The organism is Phenylobacterium sp. (assembly GCF_025351295.1).
In the GTDB taxonomy this organism is placed as follows: Bacteria; Pseudomonadota; Alphaproteobacteria; order Caulobacterales; family Caulobacteraceae; genus Phenylobacterium.
Genome location: NZ_JANXWD010000035.1, coordinates 1 through 8,448 on the forward strand (window position 1 = coordinate 1; position 8,448 = coordinate 8,448).

General features: G+C 68.4%; 9 protein-coding genes. 8 read left to right on the top strand and 1 reads right to left on the bottom strand.

The annotated features are described in order from the left end of the window. The 3 genes from infB to Q0R13_RS05160 all read left to right on the top strand — a co-directional run. The coding region (gene infB / locus Q0R13_RS05150; RefSeq protein ID WP_293900468.1) for a translation initiation factor IF-2 at positions 1–2,027 on the top strand (2,027 nt) is incomplete at its 5' end. A gap of 259 nt (positions 2,028–2,286) precedes the next feature. Next, positions 2,287–2,793, top strand: coding sequence for a DUF2939 domain-containing protein (locus Q0R13_RS05155; protein WP_293900471.1), 507 nt, complete (start codon positions 2,287–2,289; stop codon positions 2,791–2,793). 35 nt (positions 2,794–2,828) lie between these two features. Further along, on the top strand, positions 2,829–3,623 hold the full coding sequence (locus Q0R13_RS05160; protein ID WP_293900474.1) for a dienelactone hydrolase family protein: 795 nt from the start codon (positions 2,829–2,831) through the stop codon (positions 3,621–3,623). A gap of 34 nt (positions 3,624–3,657) precedes the next feature. Here Q0R13_RS05160 and Q0R13_RS05165 read toward each other — a convergent pair whose 3' ends face one another. Further along, positions 3,658–4,050 (bottom strand): DUF805 domain-containing protein, encoded by a 393-nt coding sequence (locus tag Q0R13_RS05165; RefSeq protein WP_293900477.1) that lies wholly within the window; start codon positions 4,048–4,050, stop codon positions 3,658–3,660. A 312-nt stretch (positions 4,051–4,362) separates the two neighbouring features. On the opposite strand from Q0R13_RS05165, the gene Q0R13_RS05170 reads away from it, so the two are divergent. The 5 genes from Q0R13_RS05170 to pnp form a co-directional block, all read left to right on the top strand. After that, complete coding sequence (locus Q0R13_RS05170; protein WP_293900480.1) at positions 4,363–4,854, top strand: hypothetical protein; 492 nt, start codon at positions 4,363–4,365, stop codon at positions 4,852–4,854. A 189-nt stretch (positions 4,855–5,043) separates the two neighbouring features. After that, positions 5,044–5,481 carry a 30S ribosome-binding factor RbfA gene (gene rbfA, locus Q0R13_RS05175; RefSeq protein ID WP_293900483.1) on the top strand — a complete coding sequence of 146 codons (438 nt, stop codon included), beginning with the start codon at positions 5,044–5,046 and terminating at the stop codon, positions 5,479–5,481. Beyond that, positions 5,481–6,413 carry a tRNA pseudouridine(55) synthase TruB gene (gene truB, locus Q0R13_RS05180; protein ID WP_293900486.1) on the top strand — a complete coding sequence of 311 codons (933 nt, stop codon included), beginning with the start codon at positions 5,481–5,483 and terminating at the stop codon, positions 6,411–6,413. The genes rbfA and truB overlap by 1 nt, the downstream gene beginning before the upstream one ends. A 16-nt stretch (positions 6,414–6,429) precedes the next feature. Then, positions 6,430–6,699, top strand: coding sequence for a 30S ribosomal protein S15 (rpsO, locus tag Q0R13_RS05185; protein WP_293900489.1), 270 nt, complete (start codon positions 6,430–6,432; stop codon positions 6,697–6,699). Between the two features lie 235 nt (positions 6,700–6,934). Further along, positions 6,935–8,448, top strand: a 1,514-nt coding sequence (pnp, locus tag Q0R13_RS05190; protein WP_293900492.1) for a polyribonucleotide nucleotidyltransferase, incomplete at its 3' end; no start/stop codon positions are given.

The window sequence follows — 8,448 nt, forward strand, 5'->3', positions numbered from 1 at the left end:
ACGACGGTGGTGCTGTGCGCCGCTTGCGACGGCCTCATCGGTCCGGGCGTCGTGCGTTGGACGACCGCAGCCGCCGCGACGCCGGCCCGGGCAAGGCGATCAGCCGCGCCAAGGGCGCGCCGACCCGCCGCGAAGGCCGCCTGACCATCCAGACCGTGGCCGGAGACGCCGACGGCGCCGAGCGGATGCGCAGCCTCGCCTCGGTGCGCCGCGCCCGCGAACGCGAACGTGAAAAGCGCAAGGGCAGCGGCCAGGAGCAGGCGCGCGTGGCCCGCGAGGTCGTCATCCCCGACGTCATCACGGTGAGCGAGCTTGCCAACCGCATGGCCGTGCGCGGCGTCGAGATTATCAAGTTCCTGATGCGTCAGGGCGTGATGTTGAAGATCAACGACGTCATCGACAACGACACCGCCGAGCTGGTGGCCACCGAGTTCGGCCACACCGTGCGCCGCGTGTCCGAAGCCGACGTCGAAGAGGGCTTCATCAAGGCCGAGGATGTCGACGATCACCTGCTGCCGCGGCCGCCGGTGGTCACCGTCATGGGCCACGTCGACCACGGCAAGACCTCGCTGCTGGACGCGCTGCGCTCCTCCGATGTGGTGTCGGGCGAGCACGGCGGCATCACCCAGCACATCGGCGCCTACCAGGTCCGGCTGCCCGACGGCCAGGCGGTCACCTTCCTCGACACCCCCGGCCACGCCGCCTTCTCCGCCATGCGGATGCGCGGCGCGAATGTCACGGACATCGTGGTGCTGGTGGTGGCGGCGGACGACGGCGTGATGCCCCAGACCATCGAGGCGATCAATCACGCCAAGGCCGCCGGCGCGCCGATCATCGTGGCGATCAACAAGATCGACAAGCCGGGCGCCGATCCGACCCGGGTGATCAACGAACTGCTGCAGCACGAGATCGTGGTCGAGAGCCTGGGCGGCGACACCCAGGCGATCCAGGTCTCCGCCAAGGAGAAGCTGGGCCTCGACGACCTGATCGAAGGCATCCTGCTGCAGGCCGAGGTCCTGGACCTGAAGGCCAACCCCGACCGCACCGCCGACGGCATGGTGATCGAAGCCAAGCTGGACCGTGGGCGCGGCGCCGTCTCCACCGTACTGGTCAAGCGCGGCACCCTGAAGCGCGGCGACATCGTCGTGGCCGGCGACACCTTCGGCCGCGTGCGCGCCCTGCTCAACGAGCGCGGCGAACAACTGGACTCGGCGGGCCCGTCGGTGCCGGTGGAAATCCTCGGCCTGGACGGCACCCCGTCGCCCGGCGAGCCGTTCGCCGTCGTCGAGAACGAAGCCCGCGCCCGCGAGCTCACCGACTACCGTGTCCGCGTCAAGCGCGAGAAGACCGGCTCCCCGATGCAGGGCGCCAGCCTGGCCGACATGATGGCGCGCCTGGCGGACAAGAAGGTCTCCGAGCTGCCGCTGATCATCAAGGCGGACGTGCAGGGCTCGGCCGAGGCCATCGTCGGCTCGCTGGACAAGCTGGCGCACGAGGAGGTCCGCGCGCGGATCATCCTGTCGGGCGCCGGGGCGATCAGCGAGAGCGACGTGATGCTGGCCAAGGGCGCCAATTCGCCGATCCTCGGCTTCAACGTCCGCGCCTCGAAACAGGCCCAGGCGCTGGCCGAGCGCGAGGGCGTGGAGATCCGTTACTACGCGATCATCTACGACCTGATCGACGACATCAAAGGCGTGCTCTCCGGCATGCTGGCCCCGATCCAGCGGGAAACCTTCCTCGGCAACGCCGAAGTTCTGCAGGCCTTCGACATCTCGAAGATCGGCCGCGTGGCCGGCTGCCGGGTCGTCGAGGGCGTGGTCCGCAAGGGCGCGCGGGTCCGGATCATCCGCCAGGACATCGTGGTTCTCGAACTGGGCACCCTGCAGACGCTCAAGCGCTTCAAGGACGAGGTCAACGAAGTGCCCTCCGGCCAGGAATGCGGCATGGCCTTCCAGGGCTTCCAGGACATCAAGGCCGGCGACACCATCGAGTGCTTCACCCTCGAAGAGGTGAGGCGTTCGCTGTAGCGGCGCGCGCTGAGTCCGGCCCGAGCGCCCCCTCCACCGCTCCGCGGTCCCCCTCCCCGGTTTTCACGGGTGAGGAACTGGATCGACTCTGTTCCTCACCCGCTTGCGGGGGAGGGGGAGATGGTGAAGGGGTGGAGGGGGCGTTGCGGCCGTGCTGCCGATCGCGCGCGTCACGCGTTGACGGAGTGAGGGCTATTGCCTCGAGCCTGAAATGGCCGCCGTGATATCGCCATCCCGTCGACCTAGACCTCGGAACGCCATGCGCCGCCTCCCGCTCCTCGCCGCCGTTCTCGCCCTGTCGCTCTCAGCCTGCGCCACGGTGCAGAAGCTGCCCGCGGCCGGCGACGTCCATGCCCTGCTGATCTCGATCCGCGACGAGGACCGGGCGACCTTCGACAGCCTGGTGGACCGCAAGGCGCTGAAGCACGAGATCCAGGGGCGGCTGGTCGAGCGGGCCAGCAAGGACAAGCGCCTCTCCGGCGTGGCGGCCCTGCTCGCGCCCAGCCTGGCGGACTTGGTCGGCGAAAGCGTGGTCCAGCCCAAGGTGTTCAAGGCGGTGGCGGAACACTACGGCTACACGCCGGCGACCAAGATCCCCAACATCCTGGCGATCTCCCAGGCGCTGCGGCAGCTGCCTGACGGGCGGATCTGCGCGATCTCCAAGAAGGACGGACCCTGCCTGCTGGACTTCACCAAGGCGCCGGACGGGCATTGGAAGCTTTCCGGCTTCGAGGGCGACGTTTCCATGCTGCGCCTCAAGGGTTGATCGTCCTAAGCTGCCCCCAGTAACCGGGGGATGGCATGGCGTACGAGGCGGCGCTCGCAGCCTATTCGAAGTTCGAGTTCACGCATGGCGGGCGGACCTACCCGGTCTATCGGCGCGGCGCCGGGCCGGGCGTGATCGTCATGCACGAGATGCCGGGGCTGCACCCGCTGGTGGTGCGCTTCGCCGACCGCGTGGCGGCCGCGGGGATGACCGCCTTCTGCCCCAGCTTCTTCGGGACCCCGGGCAAGCCGGCCGGCAAGTCGTATGCCCTGACCACGGCGCTGGGCGTGCTGTGCATGCGGCGTGAGTTCTATGTCTGGCGCGGCGACCGCTCCAGCCCGGTGGTCGACTGGCTGCGGGCCCTGGCGCGGCAGGCGCACGCCGAGTGCGGCGGCCGGGGCGTGGGCGCGGTGGGCATGTGTTTCACCGGCAACTTCGCGCTGGCGATGATGACCGATCCGTCGGTGGTGGCCCCGGTGCTGTCGCAGCCGTCGCTGCCGATCACCCGCAACAACGCCGCCCGGGAGGCCGAGATCGCGCTGTCCCCCGGCGAGATCGCCTGCGTGCGCGACCGGATGAACGCCGAGGACCTGTCGGTGATCGGCCTGCGTTTCAAGAGCGACGTCCTGACGCCGGACGCCCGCTTCGAAACTTATCGCCGCGAGTTCGGGGACCGCTTCGAGGCCATCGAGTTGGAGGATGAAGACGCCAAGCCGGCGTTCATCCCGCCGCACTCGGTCCTGACCCTGCACCTGAAGGAGACCGGTCCGTCGAAGGCGGCCGAGCAACGGGTGATCCAGTTCTTCCGCGAGCGGACCGGGGCGGCCTGATCGCGCACAGGGGATCGGCGCGCGCCGGCTTACGTCAGTCGAACAGGGCGGCGGCGGCGGCGAGGTTTGGGTACTTGGCGGAAGCGCCGAACCGATTGGCCCCGTGGCGGCTGTCGCGGAAGCCCAGCAGGCCCAGGACGATGATGCTGCCAATCACCGGAACGAAGCTGATCAGATAGAACCAGCCGGAGAGGTCCTGGTCATGGAAGCGCTTGGCGCTGGTCGCCAGGTTGATCCAGGTTAAGGCCGCGGCCACTGCACCGGCCAACAGGCCGAATGTCAGCTGCGTAACCAGGGTTTCCTTCAGACCGATCGGGGCGACCACAACGCCTGCCAGAACAAGGGTCACGAACCCCACGACGAGCAGGCCAAGCTGGACCAGCCACCACTGTGACTGGCGAATCCGCCCGTTGAAGCTGAACAGCAACGTCTTGAAAATGGCCCAAACCCCCGCAGCCCGCCGTCGATCCTGCGGTGGGGCCGCGATCCTGTCCAGCCGGCGCGCGCCGCACCCGGTGCTGACCCTGCATCTGAGGCCGACCGGGGCCGACGACGGCGGCCGAGCAACCGGTGATCCAGTTCCTCAAGGATAGAACGACGGGCGCCTGAGCCCGGCAGGCCGGTTGGCGCGTTGCACAAGCGGCCGCCGTATGAACGGCGCCTGTAGCTCATGAAGCGGACGAGGTTCAGGCCCAGTGGCGTTTCCTGCGATCTCCATCCCGCTTCAAAGGAACATCCGATGAAATTCCTCCACATGACTCTGGGCGCCGTGTCCGCGCTCGCCCTGACCGCGGGCGTCGCCAGCGCCCAGACCCCCTCGCCCCAAACGCTGCCTCCGACTTCGGTCGAGACCGCGAAGCAGCAGCACGCGGCCCAGGCCGCGGAACACGCCGCGGCTGAGCAGAAGAAGGCCGCCGCGCATACCGCCGCCAAGAAGGCCGAAGCCGCCACCAACGCCGCGGACGCGACGGCCGACCAGAAGGCGGTCGCCGCCCACGCGGCGGCCAAGAAGGCCCACGCCGCCGTCAGCGCCCAGGATGCGGCGGCGGATCAGAAGAAGGCCGCCGCCCACGCGGCTTACAAGAAGGCGCATGCGGCAAGCGCCGCCAAACACGCCGCCGCGGAGAAGGAGAAGGCCGCCGCTCACGTCCATATGAAGGCGGCCGAAGCCAAGGCGGCGGCCGATCGGGCCAAGGCCGCCGCTCAGACGCCGGCGCCGGCGCCCAAATAGGGTCTGGTGTCGGGGGGTTCGCCCCGAGCCCCCCGGCGGCAGCCCTGGAACTCGCGCCGACCAACGGGTGTCATCACGGTCCTTGGCTGCGGCAAAACCGGGATGACACCTGTCGATGGATGAACTAGAAGCCGCCGCTTTCCTGCTCGGGCGTCCGATCCGCCGGCCAGGGTGCGAGGCTGAACTCCCATGAAACGTCCCTACACCCCTGCCCGGGCGGCGCCGAAGGGCCCGACGCAGCGCCAGCTGCGGGCCGGCGAGCTGGTGCGTCACGCCCTGGTGGAGATCTTCCGGACGGAAGAGATCAACGATCCGGTCCTGGCCGGGGTCTCGGTGACCGTCACCGAGGTGCGGGTGAACCCCGACCTGCGCCACGCCACGGTGTTCGTGGAGCCGCTGGGCGGCGGGAACGCCGCGGCGGTGACCGAGGCGCTCAACCGCCATGCCAAGTTCGTCCGCGGCCACCTGGGCCGTGCCATCGAGCTGCGCTTCACGCCCGAGCTGCTGTTCCGCCACGACGAGAGCTTCACGGAGGCCGCGCGGATGGCGCGGCTGTTCGACGATCCCAAGGTGCGCCAGGACCTGACCCCCGACGAGCCCTCGGACTCGTGGAAGGACGAGGACTGATGGGTCGCCGCAAGAAGGGCCAGGCGATCTCGGGCTGGATCAACCTCGACAAGTCCTACGACCTGACCTCGACCTATGCGGTGAGCCGTGTCCGCCGGCTGTTCGACGCCCAGAAGGCCGGCCACGCCGGCACCCTGGACCCGCTGGCCACCGGCATCCTGCCCATCGCCCTGGGCGAGGCGACCAAGACGGTTCCGTTCCTGGTGGACGCCGACAAGGCCTATCGCTTCACCATCGCCTGGGGCCGCACGACCGCGACCTATGACCGCGAGGGTGACATCGTCGCCGAGTCCGACGTCCGCCCGACGGTGGCGCAGGTCGAGGCCGCCCTGCCGGCCTTCGTCGGCGAGATCGACCAGGTCCCGCCGGCCTATTCGGCGATCAAGGTGGACGGCGAGCGGGCCTACGACCTGGCCCGCGCCGGCGAGCCGGTGGAACTGGCGTCGCGCAAGGTGAACGTCCATTCGGCGCGGGTCGCCGAGGGCCCGAACGACGCCGACCACGTCACCATCGAGATCGAATGCGGCAAGGGTACCTATGTCCGCGCCATCGTCCGCGACCTGGCCGATGCGCTGGGCGCGTGTGGCCACGTCAGCGCGCTTCGCCGCACCCGCGTGGGCCGGTTCACCGAGGCGACGGCGGTAACGCTGGAAATGCTTGGGGATTTGGGCTATGAGGCCCGCCAATCGGAGACACTCCTTCCGGTCGAGACCGCACTGGACGACATCCCGGTGCTGGCCGTGACCGACGAAGACGCCTTCCGATTGAAGCAGGGACGGTCGATCGTTCTCGGTCCCCGACAGGTGGAAGCGGTGAAGGCCAGGCTCAAGCCGGGCTCTCGCACCGTTTCGGCCATGGCGGGCGGATCGATGGTCGCGCTCTGCGAGATGCGTGCGGGTCGGCTCGAACCCTCGCGGGTCTTCAACCTTTGAAGAGCGGAGAAACCCGATGTCGATCACGGCCGAACGCAAAGCCGAAGTCATCAAGTCCCATGCCCGCGGCGAAGCGGACACGGGCAGCGCCGAAGTCCAGGTGGCGATCATGACCGAACGGATCACGAACCTCACCGAACACTTCAAGATGCACAAGAAGGACAACCACTCGCGCCGGGGCCTGTTGAAGATGGTCTCCGCCCGCCGGTCGCTCCTGGACCACCTGAAGACGTCCGACCTGGACCGCTATCAGAAGCTGATCGAGACCCTCGGCCTGCGCCGCTAGTCTCGCTCGCAAACCGCTCCCTGGTCCTGTGGCCGGGGCGGCGGGTTCGAGTTCTGTTTTCGCCGCTCCCCGCGACAGGCCGGAGGACCGATGCGGCGACCGGGACCCTTGTAGAGGGGCCCACACACGCCGAGGGAAATCCCTCAACCCGCCTGTTCACTGGAGAGGATTCGCCTACCGCGATCCCCTGTCCGCGCCCGCCGGGAATACGCCCACGGGCTGAGAAAGAAGAGAAATGTTCGACATCAAACGCAAGACCATCGAGTGGGGCGGCAAGACGCTGACGCTCGAAACCGGCCGCATGGCCCGTCAGGCTGACGGCGCGGTGCTGGCCACCTACGGCGAGACCATGGTGCTGGCCACCGCCGTCTTCGCCAAGAGCGCGAAGCCCGGCCAGGACTTCTTCCCGCTGACCGTGAACTATCAGGAGAAGTTCTACGCCGCGGGCAAGATCCCCGGCAGCTTCCCCCGCCGCGAGGGCGCGCCCTCGCAGAAGGAAACCCTCACCAGCCGCCTGATCGACCGTCCGATCCGCCCGCTGTTCGTCAAGGGCTTCAAGAACGAAGTGCAGGTCGTCTGCACCGTCCTGGCCCACGACCTCGAGAACGACCCCGATATCGTCGCCCTGGTGGCCGCCTCGGCCGCCCTGGTGATCTCCGGGGCGCCCTTCATGGGCCCGATCGGCGGCGCCCGCGTCGGCTTCGTCGACGGTGAGTACGTGCTGAACCCGACCATCGACCAGATGAAGGAAAGCCGGATGGACCTGGTGGTCGCCGGCACCGACGACGCGGTCATGATGGTCGAGTCCGAGATCCAGGAGATGTCGGAAGACGACGTGCTGAAGGGCGTGATGTTCGCGCACCGCGGCATGCAGCCGGTGATCCAGGCGATCATCGAACTGGCCGACCACTCCGCCAAGGAGCCCTTCGACTTCCAGCCCGACGACACCGACGCCATCAAGGCCGACGTGAAGACGCTGATCGGCAAGGACCTGGCCGCCGCCTACAAGATCGTGGCCAAGGGCGAACGCCAGGACGCGGTCGGCAAGGCCAAGGCCAAGGCCACCGAGAAGTTCGGCAAGTCGGAAGCCAATCCGGCCGGCATCGCGCACGACAAGCTGGGCGGGGTGTTCAAGGAACTGGAAGCCGACGTCGTCCGCCGCAACATCCTGGACACCGGCATCCGCATCGACGGCCGCAAGGTCGACCAGGTGCGCCAGATCGTGTCGGAAGTGGGCGTGCTCAGCCGGGCCCACGGCTCGGCCCTGTTCACCCGCGGCGAAACCCAGGCCCTGGTCGTGGCCACCCTGGGCACCGGCGACGACGAGCAGCTCATGGATGCCCTCGACGGCAAGTACTATGAGAAGTTCATGCTGCACTACAATTTCCCCCCCTTCTCGGTCGGGGAAACGGGCCGCATGGGCGCGCCAGGCCGCCGTGAAGTGGGCCACGGTAAGCTGGCGTGGCGGGCGATCCGTCCGATGCTGCCGGCCTATGAGGACTTCCCCTACACCATCCGCCTGGTCTCCGAGATCTTCGAGTCGAACGGCTCGTCCTCGATGGCCTCGGTCTGCGGCTCCTCACTGGCCCTGATGGATGCGGGCGTGCCCCTGAAGAAGCCGGTCTCCGGCATCGCCATGGGCCTGATCCTGGAAAAGGACGGCTTCGCCGTGCTCTCCGACATCCTGGGTGACGAAGACCACCTCGGCGACATGGACTTCAAGGTCGCCGGCACCGCCGACGGCATCAC

Excerpts from the sequence above, each read along its gene's own strand:
- Q0R13_RS05155 (WP_293900471.1), top strand. The coding sequence starts at position 2,287 with ATGCGCCGCCTCCCGCTCCTCGCCGCCGTTCTCGCCCTGTCGCTCTCA.
- Q0R13_RS05160 (WP_293900474.1), top strand. The coding sequence starts at position 2,829 with ATGGCGTACGAGGCGGCGCTCGCAGCCTATTCGAAGTTCGAGTTCACG.
- Q0R13_RS05170 (WP_293900480.1), top strand. The coding sequence starts at position 4,363 with ATGAAATTCCTCCACATGACTCTGGGCGCCGTGTCCGCGCTCGCCCTG.
- rbfA (WP_293900483.1), top strand. The coding sequence starts at position 5,044 with ATGAAACGTCCCTACACCCCTGCCCGGGCGGCGCCGAAGGGCCCGACG.
- truB (WP_293900486.1), top strand. The coding sequence starts at position 5,481 with ATGGGTCGCCGCAAGAAGGGCCAGGCGATCTCGGGCTGGATCAACCTC.
- rpsO (WP_293900489.1), top strand. The coding sequence starts at position 6,430 with ATGTCGATCACGGCCGAACGCAAAGCCGAAGTCATCAAGTCCCATGCC.